Consider the following 22,281-nt stretch of genomic DNA (forward strand, 5'->3'; position numbering starts at 1 on the left):
TATATGTCTCAAACTAATCATTAATCGTTATAACACCACTCCTATTACTAGGATCAAGTGTCACTTTTCCTAATTCTACCATTTTCTTGGTGATCGTTATAGCGCTACCTTCAAAACCTCCATTGCCAGCTGTATACATAACATCAAGCAAAAGTGACTCTAAGATAGCACGTAACATCCTTGCACCTGTTTTATAGCTTATAGCTTTTTTAGCAATAGCTGATATTGCTTCATCTGAAAACTCAAGGTTTACTTTACTAAATGCAAGCAATGCTTTATATTGTTTTACTAGTGCATTTCTTGGCTCTGTCAACACATGTATTAAATCCTCGTGATCCAGCTCATCTAGAACAGCAGTTATTGGAACCCGTCCTACAAATTCGGGTATCAAACCGAATTTGATTAAGTCCTCAGGTTGAACATCATGTAAAGCATTTTTTTTCTTTTGTTCTTTAGACTGACTTATGTCCGCACCAAAGCCAACTGACGTTCCCTTTTTCCTTGCCTCAATAATTTTATCGAGGCCTTCAAAAGCTCCTCCACAAATAAACAGTATGTTACTAGTATCTACTTGTATAAACTCTTGTTGTGGGTGTTTTCGCCCTCCTTGTGGAGGAACGTAAGCAACTGTACCTTCCATAATTTTTAGTAGAGCTTGTTGAACCCCTTCACCTGAAACATCACGGGTTATTGAAGCGCTTTCAGATTTTCTTGTAATCTTGTCTATTTCATCGATAAACACTATGCCGCACTGTGCTTTTGCAACGTCATAATTTGCAGCTTGTAATAGACGTGACAACACGCTTTCTACATCATCACCTACATAACCTGCCTCAGTCAAAGTTGTCGCATCGGCCATAGCAAATGGCACATCTGAAACTTTAGCAAGTGTTTTGGCTAGCAAAGTCTTACCAGAACCAGTAGGGCCAATAAGCATTATATTTGACTTCTCAATTTCAATATTACTTATAGAATGAAATTGTACCATGGATTGACAATGGTTATACATAGCCACAGATAAAACGTGTTGCGCATGTTCCTGACCTACAACATGCTTACTAAGAAAATTTTTTATATCTTCAGGTTTCTTTAGTAATAGCTTCATATCAGATGTATGATCTGAATTAAAAGCTCTCTCTTTCTTTTGACTTATTGCTTTATGGGATAATTCTATGCATTCATTACAAATAAACACCTTTAAACCTTCCGAAGAGTTAGTAATCAGTTTATCTACTTCGTTTTGTGCTTTATTGCAAAAAGAACAGCAGTGTAAATCATTATTGTTATCCATTAAACTACCTTTTGTTTAACTTTAATGTTTTCAATCTTAATATCTTTACGCTCAGCTATTACTTTATCAATCAAGCCAAGTTCCATTGCTTCTATAGGATCCAAAAATTTATCTCTTTCCATCATTCCTTCAATCTTCTTGAGTGAATGCCCAGTATGTTTTTCATAAATTTGATTTAGCTTTTTCTTAATTCGCAAAATTTCCTTAGCATGTATTTCTATATCAGTTGCTTGACCTTGATAACCACCAGATGGTTGATGTATCATAATTCTTGAATGAGGTAGAGAGTGGCGCTTACCTTTCGCACCAGCTGCAAGCAACAAAGAACCCATAGATGCAGCTTGACCTATACATAAAGTTGAAACGTCTGGCCTTATGTACTGCATTGTATCGTAGATTGATAAACCAGCAGTTACAACACCGCCTGGCGAATTAATATACATATGAATGTCTTTATCAGGATTTTCCGATTCTAAAAATAAAAGCTGTGCTACTACTACACTGGCCATGTTGTCTTCAACAGGACCAGTTACGAAAATTATTCTTTCTTTCACTAGTCTTGAATATATGTCATAAGCACGCTCACCGCGACTAGTTTGCTCAACTACAATTGGTATAAGAGTCATACCTTTTTCCTATTAAATATTATCAAATAATTCCTTTAATTCTTTCACAGAAACAATCTGTTCTTCTTTATTAACTTTTTCTATCATATAATCTGTCACTTTATACTCAAGCGCTTGCCCTCTAACTAATTCCTGAAATTGTCCGTCTGATTTAAAATGTTTAAATACTCTGTCAAATGATACATCTTTACTGACATATTGATTTACAATAACATTCATAATATCACTTTGAGTTAATGATATTTCATGTTCTTTACTGAACTTCATAAATAGCATTGCAAGCTTTACACGTCTTTCAGCTTCTTTACAAGAATCATCTTTAGCATTCAACTCTCTTTCCACTCTCTGCTGTTCCTGTTTTACTACCTCTATAGGCAAATCAAAACTATAACTAGCATCCAAACAATCAAATAGCTCTTTCTTAATTAAGAGATCTTCCATTTCTTTACACTGATTATCAATTACTTCTTTTACATGATTTATTAGCGAAGAATGATCTTCAAAACCAATTCTCCTAGCTATTTCATTATCACTTTGCAAATCTTCGGCAATCTGAATATCATTAACTCGAACAGAAAAAGCAGCCTCCTGCCCCGCAAGGGAAATTACCTGATAATCTTCAGGAAATCTCAACTTAAAGCTTTTTGTTTCTCCTTTTTTCATGCCAATTAATTGATCTTCAAAACCATTTATAAATGTTCCAGATCCTAAATTAACAGTAAAATTTTTGCCACTGCCACCTTGAAAGAGCTTATTTCTAATTCGCCCTTCAAAGTCAATTATCAGTTTATCCTCGTTTTTTGCTTGATAAGAAGCATCATTAACAGAGACAAAGTTAGGAAATTTTGTTTTTATAGAATCAATAAATTCTTTTATGTCTCCCTCTTTGATTTTTGCCTTAACTTTCTTCAAATTTATTTTATCAAGATCTATTACTGGCACTTTTGGCATCGATTCAAAAGATAATTTGTACAGAAAGTCGCCTTTTTCATCCTTTTTATCCAGGTTTGGTAATGACATAATATCAACCTTAGGATGGATGTGAGACTTAACTTCGATTTTTTTCATTAAATCACTTGAGCAATAGTCAATCGTATCTTTTATCACATATTCCAAAGCTTCGTTTTTATAATTTGTAACAACAAGATCGTAAGGCATCTTTCCGGATCTAAATCCAGGCAATTTTGCATCCTTCGCTATTTCTTGTAATCTAGAGTTTATCTTTTGTTCTATATAATCACTACTAACTGTGATTTCGTACTCATACTTTAGTTTATCTACACTAAGTTTCTTATAGGTATATATATTACTTAATGTATCTGCTTCGACTGCATTTTGAGTTATATTACTAGACATTACAACCTGTTATCAATATTTATTTATGTTTTAATAAAGCCATTTTACCAGAATTTAAGTTAAATACAATCCTTAAGAACAGGTTCTTATACAAACTAAGTGTACTTAGTGGTTATAAATTTTCTCTTAAAACCTGAGTTACATGACTTTAAGTGCGGATAGAGGGACTTGAACCCCCACGAGCAAGCTCACCAGGACCTAAACCTGGCACGTCTACCAATTTCGCCATATCCGCAAGAACCCTTCATTAACTTATAGATAACCACTTCTGTCATCTTATGCAATTTAAAGATTAGATTTTAGTACCACGGACTGAACTTATAATACTGGTTAACTCCACTATGAATCTAAGCCTGAATTACTTTAACTAACATTATTAAGATAAGTACTGTCTTAGAAATATTCAAGGCTTATTCAATTTATAGTATTTACACAATAAAAAAAGCTTATTAATATTCTTTAATTAAAGCTCTAAACTCTGGAAATTAATAATGAGATTAATAGCAAGCTTCTTACTCGCAATTTTTCTGATTACACAGAGTGGCTGTACGACTCTTGTGAGTGGTATAGTGGTAACAGCAACTGCAGCGGCTACAGCAATAACAATGCAAGATAAATCCTTGGGAAACATTATTGATGATACAACTATGGTAATAAGGATCAATAAGGGACTCTTAAAACACGGACTGTTCTCATCTGTAAAAGTTAAAGTGAGTGAAGGAAGAGTATTACTCATTGGAAATGTTGATAATCATGAAAAGCAACTCACAGCAGAGAAAATAGCTTGGCAGCAAAAAGAGATTAAAGAAGTGATAAATGAGATAAGAGTCACACCAATTAAAATGGCTTCTATGCTAGATGTTACTGTAGATGGTATGATAACAGCAGAGATAAGCACGAGGCTTCTGGGAAAAAGAAATATTAAATCAATTAATTATAGCGTTAATACAGTTGATAGAGTCGTTTATTTGATGGGTATAGCTCAAAATAAGGCGGAATTAAAAGCTGTAATAGCAATTGCAAGAAAAGTAAAAGGAGTAAAGCAAGTTGTAAGCTATGTGAGATATAGACATAGCAAATTGCGTCATTGATGAAAGTTTACTTGAGTGTTAGTATCATGTAGCTAAGCCATAAAACTCCTTTACAAATTTCGTCAGTTCACTCTTAATGGTATGTATAACAATGTTACAAAAAATAATATCATAGAATTCAAGAAGATAATTCCTAGAAAATCTCTACATACTAAAAAAAGTAAAATGCTATTTAAATAAGCTTAAGAATAAATAGCAAACATCTATATCTTGTACGATATGGCGTTTTATTCCTGAGATTTTTTTACCAGCGTCATAGCCTTTTTCTTCATCAGTGTCTGCGTTCTTTACACTCTGAGCGTCAATTATGCAAAAGCTGGTTTTTCTTTCCAAACATTGTTTTGTCGGACCACACTAACTATTTTTTTTAACATGCACCCAAAATACTTTTTTTTATTTCCTTTTTTTTCACTCCATTTTTGAAATAATCATAACAATTGTGCCATTTTGGAAACTCTTTTGGTAGCATCCTCCACTGATAACCACTTTTTAGGGCGTACAACACTCCGCAAAATATATCATACAAATCAAGTTTTCTTGGTTTTGTTTTTTCCACAAGACTCCAGATCTGGTGAAATAATCTCAAACTTCTCTCGACTTATGTCACTTGGGTATACACTCCTCATATATCCTAATTTATACACTCTATTTCTTACTTTATGCCTTTCTTAAGATTATGAACAAGTTCTTAGAAAGCTAGCGTTCTACTAGTCATGTTCTTTATCTTGCTTTACAACAATGCATCTTTTCATTCCAGCCAAGTCGTATACGTATTCCTGAAAAGCCAATCCATATAAGGGTATTATTTTGTCAATATTGCTTTGATCTTCGCCTATTTCCAGTATTGCAAACCCATCTTTTTTAAGGCACTTTTTCAATATTGGAAAAATACTCAGGTAACAGCTCAATCCATCGATACCACCATCAAGAGCAATTCTTGGCTCTTTTTGTACTTCAGCTTGCAGATCTTTTAACTTACTTCTTTTAATATATGGAGGATTGCTTATTATGAGATCAAATAAATCTCTGCATTCTGTCCACGAATTTGGAAATATTTTAGCTCTGTTGAGAAGATTATGTTTCTTTGTGTTCTGGCAGGTAATTTTGTATGCTTCCAGGCTTTTTTCAAAACCAACTCCAATAGCATATTCATACTCACTAAGTACGGAGATCAACAAACAGCCTGTGCCTGTGCCAAAATCTGCAATTTTTATTTTTTGCTTCTTATTTTGGTAATATTTTAACACTGTTGAAATTACTGTCTCACTATCTGGTCTTGGATCTAGAACATGTTGGTTAACTATAAAATTTTTACTCCAGAATTCACGATTACCTATTATTTGCGATATTGGATATCTTTCTGCTCTTTTTTTTGTTAATTTCCAGAATAGAAGTTCTTTGTTTCTTGGTACCTGATTGATGTGATTCATGATTGTGAATGATCTTTCTACTCCAAGTACGTACTGCATGATGATTTCACAATCCAAATGTGGTGATTCAATTCTATGTGATGATAGTAGCTTTGACCCTTCTTTAATTAAAGCGCTGATTGTTTTCATTATTCTAAAAACGTGTTCCTTGTATGCAAGAACAGCAAAATTGAGTATAGAATTTTGAACTTAGGGTAGCTGCATTAAATCTAAGTGTCAAGAGTAGGATTGTAAAAATCATCTGGCTGGTAATTCGGTTAGTATTTTTGCATTAATGTTAGAAGCTCTTAGCTCTATTATAAGCATTATTTTCTGCATATTCTTTGATAGCCATCACAGTATATTACTTGTTCCATATCTATATTAATTCGACCACAGCAAGTGATAATTTCTTAATATTAAAATCAATATGCGCTTTAGCATATAATTATCAGTAGCTTTCAAAGCAATTAGGCTGAGATTATTAGAGTAGTAATGTTTATTTTTATATTGACTATTGAGGTTTATTATTTTATAACTGAGACTTAGTTATTTTTAGAGTTTTAAGTTTACAGTATATGCCTACGATAAATCAATTAATATGTAAAGGTAGATCAGGGTTAATTCGTAAGAAGAAGGTGCCAGCTTTGGGAAAATGCAATCCTCAAAGAAGGGGTGTTTGCACTAAGGTATATACTACAACTCCTAGAAAGCCTAATTCAGCACTACGTAAGGTAGCTAGAGTAAAGATTAGTGGATACGGTGAAGTGACGGCTTATATACCTGGCGAAGGTCATAATTTACAAGAGCATTCCGTTGTTTTAATACGTGGTGGGCGAGTTAAGGATTTGCCGGGTGTACGTTATCACATAATAAGAGGTGCTCTTGATCTACGTGGTGTGCAAAATCGAAAGAAAGCTCGTTCAAAATATGGTGTAAAGAAATCTGGTTAAAATTTATGGCACGTCGTAATAAAGCAAAAAAAAGAACAAGCCCTGACTCTCGTTATGGTAGTGTCTTGCTTATGCGTTTTATTAATATAATTATGAAATGTGGTAAAAAATCTATTGCAGAAAAGATTGCTTATAGTGCTTTGTCCTTAGCTGAAAAGAAAATAGGCAAAGATGCTTTGTCAATTTTTGAAACAGCGGTAGAAAATGTTACCCCTTCTATAGAAGTACGCTCTCGACGTATTGGTGGTGCAACTTATCAAGTCCCTGTTGAAATTCGTCAAGATAGAGCAATTTCTTTGGCATTAAGGTGGATTGCTAGAGCAACTTCTGCTGCTCGAAAAAAGAGCGGTAGAACTACCGTTCATTGTTTGCAGTCTGAAATATTAGATGCTTATAATAAATGTGGTGGTGCATTTAAGATGTGTGAAGAGAAGTATAAAATGGCTGAAGCTAATAAGGCATTTTCTCATCTTCGTTTTTAATATTAGCTGATTGATTGTGGTATGGAAGTTTTAATATCTAGGTATAGAAATATAGGAATAATGGCTCATATAGATGCTGGCAAGACCACCACAACAGAGCGTATTTTATTTTATACTGGTAAACAAAATAGGATTGGTGAAGTGCACGATGGTGCAGCTTCTATGGATTGGATGGAGCAAGAGAAGGAGCGTGGCATTACAATTACCTCTGCTGCAACAACATGTTTTTGGAATGATCATAGAATTAATATAATAGATACTCCTGGTCATGTTGATTTCACTATTGAAGTTGAGAGATCTTTGAGGGTTTTGGATGGTGCAGTTGCTGTATTTGATGGAGTTGCTGGAGTTGAGCCTCAGTCTGAGACGGTTTGGCGTCAAGCTGATAAATATACCGTTCCTCGTATCTGCTTTGTTAATAAAATGGATAGAATCGGGGCAAATTTTTATCGATGTGTCGATATGATAAAAACGAAGCTTGGCGCATCACCTTTAGTTATTCAGTTGCCAATAGGAAGTGAGAAAGATTTTAAAGGCATAATCGATCTTATTTCTATGAAAGCTATTATATGGCAAGAAGAAACATTAGGCGCTAAATTTTCTTATGAAGATATTCCTTCTGATTTGCTTGATAAGGCTCAAGAGTATCGAAATCTTTTATTAGATGCTGCAGCTGAAGTGGATGATGAGGCGATAAATACTTACTTTGAATCTAACGATCTGCCAATTGATTTATTGAAAAAGTGTGTGAGAAGCGGGACCATTAAAGGAAAATTTGTCCCTGTATTATGTGGGTCAGCTTTTAAAAACAAAGGCGTGCAATCACTTTTAGATGGTGTGGTTGATTTTTTACCCTCTCCTATTGATGTTGATGTAATTATTGGAACTGATCCTAAAGATTCAGAAAAGAAAATTGAGATCAAACCTTCAGAAAAAGAGAAATTCGTTGCTCTTGCGTTTAAAGTGATGATGGATAAATTTGTAGGTAGCTTGACGTTTATTCGTATTTATTCCGGTAAGTTAAAATCTAAATCTGCTGTGTTAAATGCTGGAAAGAATGAGACTGAAGGAATTGGTAGAATGTTGCTTATGCATGCAAATAACAGAGAAGATATAAACGAAGCTAAAGTTGGTGATATAGTTGCCTTAGTTGGATTAAAGAAAACAATTACTGGTGATACTTTATGTTCATCTGATTTTCCTATACTATTAGAGCGTATGGAATTTCCTGATCCTGTTATTGAAACTGCTATAGAACCGGAAACCACCTCAGATCAGGAAAAATTAGGTGTTGCTTTGAATAGATTGGTTGCAGAAGATCCTTCCTTAAGGATATCAGTAAATGCGGAGAGTGGGCAGACTATATTGAAAGGTATGGGTGAGCTGCATCTTGAGATTATTATTGATAGAATGAAGCGCGAGTTTAATGTTGAAGCTAACGTTGGTGCGCCTCAAGTTGCATATCGTGAAACTATCACTAAATCTGTTGAAATTGATTATACTCATAAAAAACAATCAGGTGGTGCTGGTCAGTTTGCTAAAGTTAAAATAAAATTCGAACCTCTTGAGCCTGGTTGTGGCTTTCAGTTTGAAAGTAAAATTGTAGGCGGTGCTATTCCAAAAGAGTATATACCTGGAGTGCAAAATGGCTTAGAGTTGATAAAAGAAGGTGGTATAATTTCCGGCTTTCCATTGATTGATTTTAAGGCTACTCTTCTTGATGGTGCTTTTCATGATGTTGATTCTAGTCCTTTGGCTTTTGAACTTGCTGCTAAAGGTGCTTTTAAGGAAATGGCAAATAAAGCTGGTCCAAAAATGCTAGAACCTATAATGAAAGTGGAAATCATTACTCCTGAAGAATATATGGGTGATGTTATGGGTGATATAAATAGTAGAAGAGGCAGTGTTGTTGATATGCTGGATTTAGGTAATAATAGCAAAATAATTACTGCTTCGGTTCCTCTTGCAAATATGTTTGGTTATATAAATGTTTTGCGTTCTATATCTCAGGGAAGAGCTCAGTATAGTATGCATTTTTCTTGTTATGAACAAGTGCCACAATATGTGGTTGATGAGTTAAAGTTAAAGTATAATTAAAGGTTAGTAATTATGACAGCGATAGTAGAAGCATTTGGAAAGCCGCATGTAAATGTGGGAACGATAGGACATGTGGATCATGGGAAGACAACGTTAACAGCGGCGATAACAAAGCATTATGGTAATTTTGTAGCATATGATCAAATAGATAAAGCGCCAGAAGAAAGAAAGAGAGGGATAACAATAGCAACAGCGCATGTTGAATATCAAACAGAAAAGAGACACTATGCACACGTTGATTGCCCTGGACATGCTGATTATGTGAAGAATATGATAGTAGGTGCAGCACAGATGGATGCAGCGATATTGGTAGTGTCGGGGGTTGATGGACCGATGCCACAAACGAGAGAGCATATATTGCTGGCAAAACAAGTGGGTGTTGGATATATCGTGGTATATATAAATAAAGCTGATGTTGCTGATGCTGATATGATAGATTTGGTGGAAATGGAAGTGAGAGAGTTGCTAAGTAAGTATGGATTTCCAGGTGATGAAGTGCCTGTGATAGTTGGGTCTGCGTTAAAAGCATTAGAGGATGATAGTAGTGAGCATGGAAAGAAATCAATAGATAAATTGATGGAGAAGTTAGATGAGTATGCGGTAGTACCTCCAAGGCCTATAGATTTACCATTTTTAATGCCAATAGAAGATGTATTTTCAATATCGGGCCGAGGGACGGTAGTAACAGGAAGAATAGAGAAGGGGGAGATAAAGACAGGGGATGAGATAGAGATAATAGGTCTGAAAGCGACGCAAAAGACGATATGTACTGGTGTTGAGATGTTTAAGAAGTTGCTAGATAAGGGAAGTGCAGGACTCAATGTAGGAATACTACTCAGAGGAACAAAGAGAGAAGAAGTGGAGAGAGGGCAAGTATTGGCAAAGCCAGGGGCAATAACCCCGCATAAGAAGTTTAATGCGGAGGTGTATATATTGAAGAAAGAAGAAGGAGGAAGGCATACACCATTTTTTGGAAATTATCAGCCACAGTTTTATTTAAGGACAACGGATGTAACTGGGAGCATAAAATTGCTAGATGGAAAGGAGATGGTAATGCCAGGGGACAATGTAAGTATAGAAGTGGAGTTGCAAGTACCAATAGCAATGGATAAAGGATTGCGTTTTGCGATAAGAGAAGGTGGTAGAACTGTTGGTTCTGGCGTTGTTTCGGAAATTTTAGAGTAAACTTTGAATTATAGGAGTGTAGCTCAATTGGTAGAGCGCTGGTCTCCAAAACCAGAGGTTGTAGGTTCAATTCCTATCGCTCCTGCATTAATATTATGGTAGAAATGTTAAAAAACCTGTATGTTTTTTTTTGTGATATAAAGCAAGAAATAAGGAGAATTGCTTGGATAAAAAAACAGCAGGTATTGTCATCTTTGTTTATTGTAATAACTGTTATATTATGCTTTTCGATTTTCTTTTGCTTTGTAGATTTTATGTCTCTTTACGTAATTAAGACTTTATTTGGAATTATTTATGGAATATAAGTATAAATGGTATATCATTAAAGTCGATTACGGGTATGAGAAGGATATATGCGAGTTGGCAACCAATACTGTTTACTTTAAGGAGGTGTTTATTCCTTATCAGACAGTATGTGATGTAAAATCTGATATAAAAGAGTTATGTGAAGTATATATATGTATGCATCTGTGTGATGAAAGCAAAAATATTTTGAATCAAATGACTGGGTTTTGTGGTGATGAGTCTGGTCATTTTGAGATGATTTCAGATGATGAGGTAATTTTAAAACGTAAGGAATTTAATAGATATAAGTGGTACATTTTAAGAGTTGCCTCTAATTATGAAGAGAAAGTGCGCCAATATATATTAGAAAATTCTATGAGATTGAATATTAATAATTATTTTAATAGGGTTTTTATTCCTTGTGAAGAATTAAGTGAGATGGATTTAAAATCTAAAAAAAATGCTAAACGAAGGAAGTCCTTTCCTGGTTATGTCTTTTTATACATGAATTTATGCGATGAGGTATTAAATTTTATTAATAATATACCAAAATCTCTTAAGGTTTATGGATTTTTGAAAAATGGTAATGTTCCAAAGGTGATTGAGGATAATGAGATTCGCTCAATGTGTAGTGCGCTTTACAATGCTCAAGAAACGAAAAAGTTGAGTTATGGTTATGAGAAAGGTGAAAAAGTAAAAATTAATGATGGTCTTTTTCAAAATTTTACTGGTAAGGTAGATATGGTAAATGATGAGAAAAAAATTATTAATGTTGAAGTATCAATCTTAGGTAAGCCAACAATAATAGAGCTTGATTTGGCTCAAGTAGAGAAAATAGAGGATTAATTATGAGTAATGTAGTTGCTAAGATTAACTTACTTATGGAAGCTGGGAAAGCAGTTCCAGGACCGAAAATTGCTTCAGTACTTGGCCCGCGTGGTATACCTGTTCCTAAATTTTGTGAAGCTTTTAATAAAGCTACTAGCGCTGCTAACGCTAGTTATAAAGTAGGTGATTTAGTAACAGTGAGAATTTCCATAAAGGATGATCGCTCTCATGATTTTACTGTCAGCGGTCCGCCTGTGGCTTATTTGCTTAAGCAGGAAGCTAAATTAAGTAAAGGTTCTGGTAATTCTGGTAAAGAATTAGTGGCTAAATTATCTATGTCTGCTATCATTAAAGTGGCAAAGTGTAAGATGGTTGATATGAAAGTGGATAATGAAGATTCAGCAGTGAAGATGGTTATAGGCACTGCAAAATCTATGGGTATAGAAGTTGTGGAAGGTTAGGTAAATGAGTACATATAATGATAATTCTAAGCAGTGTTTGGAGAAGATTGTTGAGTCTGCTTCAGCAAAATTTAATGAATCAGTTGATATCGCAGTCAATTTAGGTGTAGATTCACGTAAATCTGAAGAGCAGGTGCGTGGTACAGTAGTTTTGCCTAAAGGTATCGGGAAGAATATTAAAGTAGCTGTTTTTGCTCAAGATAAACATTTATTGGAAGCTGAAAAAGCTGGTGCTGATATTATAGGAGGAGAAGATTTAGTTGAAGAGATAAAAAAAGGTAGAAAGTTGAATGTTGATTGGTGCATCACTACTCCTGATTTCATGGCAAAAATCACTCCTATTGCAAAAGTATTGGGTGCTAAAGGGCTGATGCCTAACCCTAAATTTGGTACTGTGACTTCTAACATTGCGGAAGCTACTAAAACCATTAAGTCTGGTCAAATAAAATTCAGGACGGATAAAAATGGGGTTATTCATGGTAAATTAGGAAGTATTAAATTTGATATTGATGATTTGCTGGAAAATTTAAAAGCCTTTCTTAAAGTAATTAGAGACAATAAACCTGCTTCTGTGAAAGGAGTTTACTTTAAAAGCGTTTTTTTAAATTCAACTATGGGTAAAGCTCATAAAATAAACAAAGTAGAAGATATAATTTAAGGGAGCGAAATTGTGAAGCGTAAAGATAAGGATGAATTTATACAAAACATAATGAATGTGTTTGTAAATAATGATTTCTTAATATTGGTGAATTTCAAGTCTATGAATGTTAGCAATTCATTGATTCTTAGGAATAGTCTAAAATCTGTAATGGGTGGGATGTTAGTAGTTAAAAATACTCTAGCTTGCTTGGCTTTGGAAAGGACTGGTAAATTTTCTTATTTATCAGGTAAATTTTCTGGTTCTGTTGCTATTATATACTCTAGCGCTATAGTAGAAGCTGCAAAGTTAATAGTTGATTTTGTTAATGCTAACAAAGAAAAAATGTCTGTGATTTGTGCGGCTCATATAAATGAATTATTAACAGTGGAAGATGTTAACAAATTGGCTAAGCTTTCCTCTCTGGATGAATTGCGTGTTAAAATTATGCGTTTAATATCTTATGATATTCCTGCTCGGTTAGCATTGTCTATTAATTCATCTTCTATGAGGCTTATGAGAGTTTTGGATTACTGTAGTTCTAAAAAATAAATTTGTTGTTAAATAAGGTGGTAAGTATGAATAATGTAACAAGTGATTTAGTTGATAAAATATTATCTTTAAGTCTATTAGAGGCTTCTGAACTTGTAAAAGTTCTAGAAGAAAAAATAGGGTTGCCTAGTGGTTCTTTTCTTGGTGGAGCTGTTGGTGCTGGGGTGCCTATTAGTGATAATGCTACTGCTCCTGTTGCTCAAGAAAAAGCTGAATATAAAGTTGTAATCAAAGAGATTGATGCAAGCAAAAAAATAGGAGTGATTAAAGCTATTAGAGAAGTTAATTCTACATTGAATTTAAAAGAAGCGAAAGAATTAGTTGAGTCTTTACCCAAAGATTTGACTGCTAATGTTTCTAAAGACGAAGCAGAAAAAATAAAGCAAAAACTTATTGAAGCAGGAGCAACTAAAGTTGAGCTTGAATAAAATGTTAGTATGTTAATTTTATGTTGATATAGCTCTTTTAATTAGTGAAGGTATTTTAATGGTTGATTCTTCTTATATGTGTACTTCTAGTGCTTTTGTTCCTAGAGTTTCTTATTCCAGGTCGATTGATTTAAAAGATTCTTTGTTGGATTTGGTTAAAGTCCAAAAGGGGTCATATAATTCCTTTACTCCTAATAATGAGAGTAATGAAAGACTTGAAGCTATCTTTCATACAATTTTTCCAATATCTGATCCTTTGCATAGGGCTACTATCGAATTTTTGAATTGTAGGGTAGATGATCTTAAATATAGTGAATCTGAATGTATAAAACGTGGTATAACTTTTTCTGCTCAGGTTATTGCTTCTATACGTCTTGTTATTATGCAGGATGGTGTTTCTCTTGAAAAATATCAAGAGATTAAAGAAGATGATGATCATTCTAAGCTTGCAACTATTATAAAATCTGCTGAAGAGCAGGAGGTTTGCTTTTGTGAACTGCCTATGATGACTGATAAAGGTACTTTCATCATCAATGGCGTAGAGAAAGTTATCGTTTCACAAATGCATAGATCTCCTGGAGTGTTTTTTGATAGTGATAAGGGAAAAACTTACAATTCTGGCAAATTGATCTATTCTGCTAGAGTTATTCCTTATAGAGGTTCTTGGCTTGATATTGAGTTTGATGTTAAAGATCATTTGTATTTTCGTATTGATAGAAAGAGAAAGTTGCCAATATCAGTTTTATTAAAGGCTTTGGGCTTATCAAATAATGACATACTTAATAAATTTTATGAAAAAATAGAGTATATAAAACATAAAAGTGGCTGGAAAGTACCTTTTTTCCCTGATAAATTCAAGGGGGTGAGGCTTCCTTTTGATTTAAAGAATGTTGAAGGCAATGTGTTACTTAAAGCTAATGTTCGTATTACTTCAAAATTAGCTAAAAATCTATATGATAACGGGTTGAAAGAGTATCTAATTCCTTATGATTCTATATGTGGTTTATTTCTTGCAGAAGATTTAATAGATAGTGCTAGTTCTACAAAAATCTTATCTGCTGGTGAATCTATAAAATTAGAGGATATAAAAAAGCTTGAATTATTATCTATAGATAAAATATCAGTGTTGAACATAGATAATGTTTCTGTTGGACCTTACATATTAAACACACTTTTCTTAGATGAAAACATGTCTTATGAAAACGCTCTATATGAAATATATAAGGTTTTGCGTCCTGGTGAAGTTCCTGTTTTAAAGATAGTAGAGGAGTTTTTTCGTAATCTTTTCTTCAGTCCGGAATATTATGATTTGTCTAACATTGGTAGATTAAAACTTAACTCTTGCCTTGGGTTAAATTATGAGGAAAATTTAACTACTTTAACACATGAAGACATTATTGAAATTATAAGAAAAATAGTATTGTTACGTGATGGTCAAGGATCTGTAGATGATATTGATCATTTAGCAAATAGAAGAGTCCGTTCAGTTGGAGAGTTTATAGAAAATCAATTTAGAACTGGATTATTAAAATTGGGACGGGCAGTGGTTGATTCTATGTCTACTTCTAGTTTAGATAAAGTTTCTCCATCTGATTTTATAAATCCAAAAGTGTTAACCAATGTCTTAAAAGATTTTTTCAATTCTTCCCAATTATCTCAATTTATGGATCAGACTAATCCATTATCTGAAATAACACATAAAAGAAGGTTGTCAGCGTTAGGTCCTGGTGGTTTAACAAGAGAGAGGGCGGGATTTGAAGTGCGTGATGTTCATCCAACTCATTACGGAAGAATTTGCCCTATTGAAACTCCTGAGGGGCAGAATATAGGCTTAATTAACAGCTTAGCTATATACGCCCGTATTAATAAATATGGGTTCATTGAAAGTCCTTATAGGAAAGTAGTTAATAAGGTTGTTACTGATCAAATTGAGTATCTGTCTGCTATAGATGAAGGTTTATATTATATAGCCGATACCAGCGCAAAGCTTGATGAAAACAACTGCTTTGTTGATGATATGTTATACTGTAGGTATGCTGGTACCTTTGTAATGGTAAATAGTAATCAAGTAAGTTACATTGATTTATCTCCTAAGCAGGTAATATCGGTTGCTGCTTCTTTAATTCCATTTTTAGAAAATGATGATGCTAATAGAGCGTTAATGGGTTCAAATATGCAGCGTCAAGCTGTACCTTTATTGAGGCCTACTGCTCCTTTGGTTGCTACTGGCATGGAGTCTTTCGTAGCTTCTGGTTCTGGTGCTGTAGTTTTAGCAAAACGTGGTGGCATAGTTGACAGCTCAGATAGTAACTCTATAGTTATACGTGCTTTTGACAAAGAAGGAATTAACTACTTGGATGTAGATATTTATCATCTAAGAAAATTTCAGCGTTCTAACCATAATACTTGTATTAACCAGAAACCACTGGTGCATGTAGGTGATTGTGTTAAGGAAGGTGATGTGATAGCTGATGGTCCTGCTATTAATAACGGTGAATTGGCACTTGGCCAAAACTTGCTAGTCGCTTTTATGTCTTGGCAAGGTTATAATTTTGAAGACTCAATCATTATTTCTAGTGAAGTTGTTAAAAAAGATCTATTTACTTCTATTCATATAGAAGAATTTGAATGTGTTGTACATGACACTCCTTTAGGGTCGGAAAAAATAACTCGTGCCATACCCGGTGTTAATGAAGAAAATCTTTATCACTTGGATGATAGTGGTATAGTAAAGGTTGGTACAAGAGTTGGTCCAGGTTATATTTTGGTGGGGAAAGTTACACCTAAGCATTCTCTTTCATTGCCTCCTGAGACAAAATTGTTAATGACAATTTTTGGTGAAAAGTCATTTGATTGTGTGGATTCTTCTTTATATACATCTCCGGATATTGAAGGGACAGTGATTGACGTACAGGTCTTTACACGTAGGGGAGGAGAAGAGAATGAAAGGGCATTTCTTATTAAGCAAAAAGAGGTAAGCGACTGTGAGAAAGAGCGAGACCATATAATCAACGTTATTAATCAATATTTCTATGATGAATTAAGAAAAATTCTTATTAATTCTGGCTCTCAAGATCGAGAAAGTATTAATTTTATTGAACGTGAGGGGTGGTGGGATATAGGATTGAAAAACCAATCTATTTCTAAGCAAGTTGAGAGCTTAAAAAAAGATTTTGATGAAAAAGTATCACATGCAATAGCAAACTTTAAGCAAAAAGTAGAAAAATTGCATGAAGGTTATGATCTGCCTCAAGGTGTGTCGATGTCAGTAAAAGTTTTTATTGCTGTAAAACATAGTTTGCAGCCAGGGGATAAAATGGCTGGTAGACATGGAAATAAAGGTGTGATTTCTCGAGTTGTTCCAGTAGAAGATATGCCTTATTTAGAAGATGGTACTCCTATTGATATTATTCTTAACCCTCTTGGCGTTCCTTCACGAATGAATGTAGGGCAAATATTGGAAACGCATGTAGGTTGGGCTTGTAAAAAATTAGGAGAAAAAGTAGGCAATATTCTTGATGAGATCAATAAAATCAAACGTGCTTTTTGTGAGGAAATTAGATCTCTCAGTGATGATGATTTTGTAAAATTTGCAGCAGTATATCTTGATAATAAAAAATTTGAGGATATTAATGATGATGAAATAACGGCTTCTATTTTAGGTACGCCTAATAAGGATGAATTAAATAATGAATTGACTACATTAGTAGAGAATTATTTTAACTCTTGCAAAGATGCACACAGTAGTTTACGTCACTTCCTGATTGAGGTTTATAGTTGTGGCAGTGATTTATCTATTTGTAATAATATTCGCGATATTAATGATAATCACCTCATTGAATTTGCGTACAAGTTGCGTAATGGCATTCCTGTTACTGCACCTGTATTTGAAGGTCCAAAAGATGAACAAATAGTAAAGCTATTTGAACTTGCTGGATTGGATAACTCTGGGCAAGTTGTATTATATGATGGTTGCTCGGGTGAGAAGTTTGATCGCAAAGTTACAGTTGGTTACATGTACATGCTTAAGTTGCATCACTTAGTAGATGGTAAAATTCATGCGCGTTCAGTAGGACCTTATAGTTTGGTTACTCAACAACCTCTTGGAGGAAAGTCTCATTTTGGTGGTCAGCGTTTTGGTGAAATGGAATGTTGGGCATTGCAAGCCTACGGTGCTGCTTACACTTTGCAGGAAATGTTAACTGTGAAGTCTGATGACATTAATGGCAGGGTTAAGATTTATGAGTCGGTAATAAAAGGTGACAGTAACTTTGAATGTGGAATTCCTGAATCCTTTAATGTCATGATAAAAGAGTTGCGTTCCTTGTGTTTTAATGTGGATTTGAAGCAAAATGACATAGTAATTGAAGATATATCTCATACTAATATCGCACAATCTTTTAATGAGGTTAGCATTTCCATTGCTAGCCCTGAAAGTATTAAACGTATGTCTTATGGAGAGATAATGGATGTTTCAACTGCAAACTACCGTACATTCAAAGTTGAGAAAGGTGGATTATTTTGTCCTAAAGTTTTTGGTCCTGTCAATGATGATGAATGTTTATGTGGAAAGTACAAAAAAAGAAGACATAGGGGCCGTATATGCGAAAAATGTGGAGTAGAAGTTACATCTTCTAAAGTAAGAAGAGAAAAAATGGGTCATATAGAGCTTGCATCTCCTGTTGCTCATATATGGTTTTTGAAGTCACTTCCTTCAAGAATTGGAGCATTATTAGATATGTCTCTTAGAGATATCGAAAGTATTTTATATAGTGATAATTATGTTGTAATAGATCCCCTTGTTTCCTCTTTTGAAAAAGGTGAAATTATTAGTGAGAAAGCTTATAATGAAGCTAAAAATAGCTATGGGATCGATAGCTTTATAGCTATGCAAGGTGTTGAAGCTATACGAGAATTGCTAACACGCCTTGATTTATATGAAATTAGGAAGAATTTAAGACAGGAGTTAGAGTCTGTTGCTTCTGAAGTAAGAAGAAAGAAAATTATAAAGAGATTACGTATTGTTGAAAATTTTATCAAGTCTGGAAACAGACCTGAGTGGATGATACTTACAGCTATACCTATTTTACCACCTGACTTGCGTCCCTTGGTATCGCTTGAAAGTGGTCGACCTGCAGTTTCTGATTTAAATCATCATTATAGAACTATTATTAATAGAAATAATAGATTGAGAAAATTGTTAAGTTTAAATCCTCCTGAGATTATGATTCGTAATGAGAAAAGAATGTTACAAGAGGCAGTTGATTCTCTTTTTGATAATAGTCGTCGTAATACTCTGGTAAATAAAGCTGGCGCTACTGGATATAAAAAGTCTATTAGCGATATGCTGAAAGGAAAGCAAGGTCGTTTCCGTCAGAATCTTTTAGGAAAAAGGGTAGATTACTCTGGACGTTCTGTAATAGTTGTTGGTCCAACTTTGAAACTAAATCAGTGTGGATTACCGAAAAGAATGGCTCTTGAGTTATTCAAACCTTTTGTTTACTCAAGGCTTAAAATATATGGAATGGCTCCAACTATTAAATTTGCTAGTAAGTTAATAAGAGCAGAAAAGCCAGAAGTCTGGGATATGCTTGAAGAAGTAATAAAAGAGCATCCTGTTTTGCTAAATAGAGCGCCTACGCTACATAGGCTTGGTATTCAGGCTTTTGAGCCAGTCCTTATTGAAGGTAAAGCAATACAGCTTCATCCACTTGTTTGTACAGCATTTAACGCTGACTTTGATGGTGATCAAATGGCGGTACATGTGCCAATTTCATTGGAAGCTCAACTTGAAGCTAGAGTGTTGATGATGTCGATTAATAACGTTTTAAGTCCTTCTAATGGAAGACCGATTATAGTTCCTAGTAAAGATATAGTGCTTGGTATATACTACCTAACTTTACAGCAACTTAAGGAGGATGATTTACCACTTTTTTGTGCTTTTTGTGAAGTTGAGCATTCCTTAAACAACGGTACTCTACATATTCATTCTCATATAAAGTACAAAATGGAATACATCAATAGCGATGGAAATATTCAGTATAAAACTATTTTTACAACTCCTGGACGTTTAATATTATGGCAGATTTTTCCTAAACATGAGAATCTAAGCTTCGATTTAATAAATCAGGTATTAACAGTTAAGGAAATAACTAGCATTGTTGATTTAGTATATCGTAGCTGTGGTCAAAGTGCTACAGTGGTATTTTCTGATAAATTGATGACACTTGGCTTTGAGTATGCTACATTTTCTGGTACTTCTTTTAGTCGTTGCGATATGGTCATACCTGAAACTAAAGCTACACACGTTGATTATACAAGGGGTGAAATTAAGAAATTCTCTGCACAGTATCAAGACGGACTAATCACTAAAAGTGAGAGGTATAATAAAGTTATAGATGAGTGGTCTAAGTGCACAGATATAATAGCAAGTGATATGTTAAAAGCAATATCTGTGTATGATGAAAATAGTAAGTACAATTCAATATATATGATGGTTAGCTCCGGTGCAAGAGGTTCTACTTCCCAGATGAAGCAGTTAGCAGGAATGCGAGGGTTAATGACCAAACCTTCTGGTGAAATTATAGAAACACCTATAATTTCTAATTTTCGCGAAGGATTAAATGTATTTGAATACTTTAATTCTACTCACGGTGCGCGTAAAGGTTTAGCTGATACTGCACTTAAAACTGCAAACTCTGGATACTTAACTCGTCGCTTGGTTGATGTATCTCAAAATTGCATAGTTACAAAACATGACTGTAAAACGAAAAATGGCCTTATTGTAAGAGCTATAGTTGAAGGTAGTACTATAGTTGCATCTCTAGAGAGTGTTGTACTGGGTAGAACAGCTGCAAATGATATATATAACCCAGTAACCAAAGAGTTATTATTAAAAGCAGGGAAATTAATTGATGAAGATAAAGTAAAGCAAATCAACATTGCAGGTCTTGATGCTATAAAAATTAGATCGCCTTTAACTTGTGAAATAAGTCCTGGTGTGTGTTCTTTGTGTTATGGAAGAGACCTTGCAACTGGTAAAATTGTTTCAATAGGTGAAGCAGTTGGTGTTATCGCTGCTCAATCTGTTGGAGAGCCAGGTACTCAGTTAACGATGCGTACTTTCCATATAGGTGGGGTAATGACTAGGGGTGTTGAATCCTCAAATATTATAGCTTCTATTAATGCTAGAATAAAATTAAACAATAGTAATATAATTATAGATAAAAACGGAAATAAAATTGTGATAAGCCGTTCCTGTGAAGTCGTCTTAATTGATAGCTTTGGTAGTGAAAAATTGAAGCACAGTGTGCCTTATGGTGCTAAACTTTATGTAAATGAGGGTGAGTTAGTAAAGATTGGTGATAAAGTTGCGGAATGGGATCCATATACACTACCTATTATTACGGAAAAGAGTGGTACAATATCTTACCAGGATTTAAAAGATGGAATTTCAATCACTGAAGTGATGGATGAATCTACAGGAATATCAAATAGAGTAGTAAAAGATTGGAAATTGCACTCTGGTGTAGCTAATTTACGTCCTCGTATTGCACTGCTTGATGATAATGAAAAAGTAATAACACTTTCAAGTGGTGTGGAAGCATGTTACTTTATACCAGTTGGTGCAGTGCTTAATGTACAGGATGGCCAAAAGGTTCATGCAGGTGATGTTATCACAAGAACGCCGAGAGAGTCAGTTAGAACTCGTGATATTACTGGTGGCTTACCTAAGGTTATAGAATTATTTGAAGCACGTCGTCCTAAAGAGCATGCTATCGTTAGTGAAATAGATGGCTATGTAACGTTCTCTGAAAAAGACCGTAGAGGAAAACGCAGTATAGTAATTAAACCTGTAGATGAGCAAGCTTCTCCAGTTGAGTATTTAGTATCAAGAAGTAAGCATGTAATAGTCAATGAAGGTGATTTTGTGCGTAAAGGTGATTTATTGATGGATGGCGATCCTGATCTTCATGATATTCTACGTGTGCTTGGGTTAGAAGCGTTAGCACACTATATGATTTCTGAAATACAGCAAGTTTATAGATTGCAAGGTGTGCGCATAGATAACAAGCATTTAGAAGTGATCTTAAAGCAAATGCTACAAAAAGTAGAAATTACCGATCCTGGTGATACTATGTACTTAATTGGAGAAAATATCGATAGGCTGGAAATTGATAGAGAAAATGATGCTATGAATAACTCTGGAAAACGACCTGCTCATTATCTTCCTATTTTGCAGGGAATTACTAGAGCAAGCCTTGAAACTAATTCCTTTATTTCTGCTGCCTCTTTCCAAGAAACAACAAAAGTACTTACGGAAGCAGCATTTTGCGGAAAGAGTGATCCTTTGAGTGGGTTAAAAGAAAATGTTATAGTAGGAAGATTAATTCCTGCTGGTACGGGTCTGATTATGAATAAGGTGAAAGCACTTTCGCTTTGTGAAAATATAGATAAATATGAAAAATATTTTGATATTGAGACTTATGACGAAAAATTGCTGAGTGATAATAGTTATCAATTACATTCTGATGAAGAAGAGAGTGTGGTGGCATCGCACTATGATCAGTCAAATTGAATATAGCTAATGAGGTAGTATG

The 22,281-nt window shown here is 34.3% G+C and carries 16 protein-coding genes, 2 tRNA genes and 2 pseudogenes; 13 read left to right on the forward strand and 7 right to left on the reverse strand.

The window, feature by feature from the left end:
- Positions 1-13 precede the first annotated feature (13 nt).
- From clpX to LEM02_RS02765, 4 genes are all read right to left on the reverse strand, one after another.
- Positions 14-1,291: an ATP-dependent Clp protease ATP-binding subunit ClpX gene (gene clpX / locus LEM02_RS02750; RefSeq protein WP_226079621.1), complete on the reverse strand. Its 1,278-nt coding sequence runs from the start codon at positions 1,289-1,291 to the stop codon at positions 14-16.
- On the reverse strand, positions 1,291-1,917 hold the full coding sequence (clpP, locus tag LEM02_RS02755; protein ID WP_226079622.1) for an ATP-dependent Clp endopeptidase proteolytic subunit ClpP: 627 nt from the start codon (positions 1,915-1,917) through the stop codon (positions 1,291-1,293). The genes clpX and clpP overlap by 1 nt, the downstream gene beginning before the upstream one ends.
- 12 nt (positions 1,918-1,929) lie before the next feature.
- Complete coding sequence (tig, locus tag LEM02_RS02760) at positions 1,930-3,273, reverse strand: trigger factor (protein WP_226079623.1); 1,344 nt, start codon at positions 3,271-3,273, stop codon at positions 1,930-1,932.
- Positions 3,274-3,426: 153 nt separating this feature from the next.
- A tRNA-Leu gene (locus tag LEM02_RS02765) sits at positions 3,427-3,508 on the reverse strand.
- A gap of 256 nt (positions 3,509-3,764) precedes the next feature.
- Between LEM02_RS02765 and LEM02_RS02770 the strand changes: the two genes are divergently transcribed.
- Positions 3,765-4,364, forward strand: a complete 600-nt coding sequence (locus LEM02_RS02770; protein WP_226079624.1) for a BON domain-containing protein — start codon at positions 3,765-3,767, stop codon at positions 4,362-4,364.
- A 207-nt stretch (positions 4,365-4,571) separates the two neighbouring features.
- Here the strand turns inward: LEM02_RS02770 and LEM02_RS06835 are convergent.
- The 3 genes and pseudogenes from LEM02_RS06835 to prmC form a co-directional block, all read right to left on the reverse strand.
- Positions 4,572-4,685: pseudogene (locus tag LEM02_RS06835) on the reverse strand (transposase); the annotation flags it as partial.
- 117 nt (positions 4,686-4,802) lie between these two features.
- A pseudogene (locus tag LEM02_RS06840) lies at positions 4,803-4,990 on the reverse strand (transposase); the annotation flags it as partial.
- Between the two features lie 81 nt (positions 4,991-5,071).
- On the reverse strand, positions 5,072-5,923 hold the full coding sequence (prmC, locus tag LEM02_RS02780) for a peptide chain release factor N(5)-glutamine methyltransferase (protein WP_139686898.1): 852 nt from the start codon (positions 5,921-5,923) through the stop codon (positions 5,072-5,074).
- 428 nt (positions 5,924-6,351) lie between these two features.
- Here prmC and rpsL point away from each other — a divergent pair, with 428 nt between their 5' ends.
- From rpsL to LEM02_RS02840, 12 genes are all read left to right on the forward strand, one after another.
- Positions 6,352-6,726, forward strand: a complete 375-nt coding sequence (gene rpsL, locus LEM02_RS02785; RefSeq protein ID WP_017532119.1) for a 30S ribosomal protein S12 — start codon at positions 6,352-6,354, stop codon at positions 6,724-6,726.
- Between the two features lie 5 nt (positions 6,727-6,731).
- Complete coding sequence (gene rpsG / locus LEM02_RS02790) at positions 6,732-7,208, forward strand: 30S ribosomal protein S7 (protein WP_017532118.1); 477 nt, start codon at positions 6,732-6,734, stop codon at positions 7,206-7,208.
- Between the two features lie 21 nt (positions 7,209-7,229).
- On the forward strand, positions 7,230-9,305 hold the full coding sequence (gene fusA / locus LEM02_RS02795; RefSeq protein ID WP_226079625.1) for an elongation factor G: 2,076 nt from the start codon (positions 7,230-7,232) through the stop codon (positions 9,303-9,305).
- 12 nt (positions 9,306-9,317) lie between these two features.
- Entirely contained in the window at positions 9,318-10,490 is a 1,173-nt protein-coding gene (gene tuf, locus LEM02_RS02800; protein WP_226079626.1) for an elongation factor Tu, read from the forward strand.
- A gap of 12 nt (positions 10,491-10,502) precedes the next feature.
- A tRNA-Trp gene (locus LEM02_RS02805) sits at positions 10,503-10,575 on the forward strand.
- Between the two features lie 19 nt (positions 10,576-10,594).
- Positions 10,595-10,795 (forward strand): preprotein translocase subunit SecE, encoded by a 201-nt coding sequence (secE, locus tag LEM02_RS02810; protein ID WP_007301991.1) that lies wholly within the window; start codon positions 10,595-10,597, stop codon positions 10,793-10,795.
- Positions 10,785-11,621, forward strand: a complete 837-nt coding sequence (gene nusG, locus LEM02_RS02815) for a transcription termination/antitermination protein NusG (protein ID WP_052264680.1) — start codon at positions 10,785-10,787, stop codon at positions 11,619-11,621. Before secE ends, nusG begins: the two co-directional genes overlap by 11 nt.
- 2 nt (positions 11,622-11,623) lie before the next feature.
- Complete coding sequence (locus LEM02_RS02820) at positions 11,624-12,064, forward strand: 50S ribosomal protein L11 (RefSeq protein WP_010406829.1); 441 nt, start codon at positions 11,624-11,626, stop codon at positions 12,062-12,064.
- A gap of 4 nt (positions 12,065-12,068) precedes the next feature.
- A complete protein-coding gene (gene rplA, locus LEM02_RS02825) occupies positions 12,069-12,722 on the forward strand; it encodes a 50S ribosomal protein L1 (protein WP_226079627.1) in 654 nt (217 codons plus the stop codon).
- Positions 12,723-12,734: 12 nt separating this feature from the next.
- The gene (rplJ, locus tag LEM02_RS02830; protein WP_226079628.1) at positions 12,735-13,253 is read left to right on the forward strand and encodes a 50S ribosomal protein L10; all 519 of its coding nucleotides are present in this window, start codon (positions 12,735-12,737) and stop codon (positions 13,251-13,253) included.
- 26 nt (positions 13,254-13,279) lie between these two features.
- A complete protein-coding gene (rplL, locus tag LEM02_RS02835; protein WP_226079629.1) occupies positions 13,280-13,681 on the forward strand; it encodes a 50S ribosomal protein L7/L12 in 402 nt (133 codons plus the stop codon).
- A 58-nt stretch (positions 13,682-13,739) separates the two neighbouring features.
- A complete protein-coding gene (locus LEM02_RS02840; protein WP_226079630.1) occupies positions 13,740-22,259 on the forward strand; it encodes a DNA-directed RNA polymerase subunit beta/beta' in 8,520 nt (2,839 codons plus the stop codon).
- Positions 22,260-22,281: the final 22 nt, after the last annotated feature.

The sequence above is a fragment of the Wolbachia endosymbiont of Tribolium confusum genome (assembly GCF_020405475.1).
Lineage (GTDB): Bacteria > Pseudomonadota > Alphaproteobacteria > Rickettsiales > Anaplasmataceae > Wolbachia.